This is a genomic window from Streptomyces sp. NPDC008086 (assembly GCF_042957325.1).
Classification (GTDB): Bacteria; Actinomycetota; Actinomycetes; order Streptomycetales; family Streptomycetaceae; genus Streptomyces.
Window position 1 is genome coordinate 1 of sequence record NZ_JBIBIA010000027.1, and the last position, 1,765, is coordinate 1,765.

At 57.8% G+C, this 1,765-nt stretch carries 1 rRNA gene (cut by a window edge); it reads left to right on the top strand.

What is annotated here, in order from left to right:
• Positions 1–63: 63 nt before the first annotated feature.
• Positions 64–1,765 (top strand): 23S ribosomal RNA (locus ACFZBP_RS42155); it runs 1,493 nt beyond the window's last position.

Consider the following 1,765-nt stretch of genomic DNA (forward strand, 5'->3'; position numbering starts at 1 on the left):
TGGTTCGGGGTGATGGGTGGCTGGTCGTTGTTTGAGAACTGCACAGTGGACGCGAGCATCTGTGGCCAAGTTTTTAAGGGCGCACGGTGGATGCCTTGGCACCAGGAACCGATGAAGGACGTGGGAGGCCACGATAGGCCCCGGGGAGTCGTCAACCAGGCTTTGATCCGGGGGTGTCCGAATGGGGAAACCCGGCAGTCGTCATGGGCTGTCACCCTTGCCTGAACACATAGGGCAAGTGGAGGGAACGCGGGGAAGTGAAACATCTCAGTACCCGCAGGAAGAGAAAACAACCGTGATTCCGGGAGTAGTGGCGAGCGAAACTGGATGAGGCTAAACCGTATACGTGTGAGACCCGGCAGGGGTTGCGTGTACGGGGTTGTGGGAGTGTGCTTGATCGGTCTGCCGGCCGGTCGGAGAGTCAGAAACCGTTGATGTAGGCGAAGGACATGCGAAAGGTCCGGCGTAGAGGGTAAGACCCCCGTAGTCGAAACATCAGCGGCTCTCTTGCGTATTTCCCAAGTAGCACGGGGCCCGAGAAATCCCGTGTGAATCTGGCGGGACCACCCGCTAAGCCTAAATATTCCCTGGTGACCGATAGCGGATAGTACCGTGAGGGAATGGTGAAAAGTACCCCGGGAGGGGAGTGAAATAGTACCTGAAACCGTGTGCCTACAAGCCGTGGGAGCGTCGGATGGAAGCTTGCTTCCATCTCGTGACTGCGTGCCTTTTGAAGAATGAGCCTGCGAGTTTGCGGTGTGTTGCGAGGTTAACCCGTGTGGGGAAGCCGTAGCGAAAGCGAGTCCGAACAGGGCGGTTCAGTAGCGCGCTCAAGACCCGAAGCGGAGTGATCTAGCCATGGGCAGGTTGAAGCGGAGGTAAGACTTCGTGGAGGACCGAACCCACCAGGGTTGAAAACCTGGGGGATGACCTGTGGTTAGGGGTGAAAGGCCAATCAAACTCCGTGATAGCTGGTTCTCCCCGAAATGCATTTAGGTGCAGCGTCGTGTGTTTCTTGCCGGAGGTAGAGCACTGGATAGGCGATGGGCCCTACCGGGTTACTGACCTTAGCCAAACTCCGAATGCCGGTAAGTGAGAGCGCGGCAGTGAGACTGTGGGGGATAAGCTCCATGGTCGAGAGGGAAACAGCCCAGAGCATCGACTAAGGCCCCTAAGCGTACGCTAAGTGGGAAAGGATGTGGAGTCGCAGAGACAACCAGGAGGTTGGCTTAGAAGCAGCCACCCTTGAAAGAGTGCGTAATAGCTCACTGGTCTAGTGATTCCGCGCCGACAATGTAGCGGGGCTCAAGCGTACCGCCGAAGTCGTGTCATTGCAGCTATAGCCCCAACGGGTGCTGTGATGGGTAGGGGAGCGTCGTGTGCCGGGTGAAGCAGCCGCGTAAGCGAGTTGTGGACGGTTCACGAGTGAGAATGCAGGCATGAGTAGCGATACAAACGTGAGAAACGTTTGCGCCGATTGACTAAGGGTTCCTGGGTCAAGCTGATCTGCCCAGGGTAAGTCGGGACCTAAGGCGAGGCCGACAGGCGTAGTCGATGGATAACCGGTTGATATTCCGGTACCCGCTGTGAAGCGTCAAACATCGAGCATCGTGATGCTAAGGCCGTGAAGCCGCCCTGGAGCCTTCGGGCAAAGGGGAGTGGTGGAGCCGCCGGACCAAGCGGTTAGTAGGTGAGTGATGGGGTGACGCAGGAAGGTAGTCCATCCCGGGCGGTGGTTGTCCCGGGGTAAGGGTGTAGGACGGTG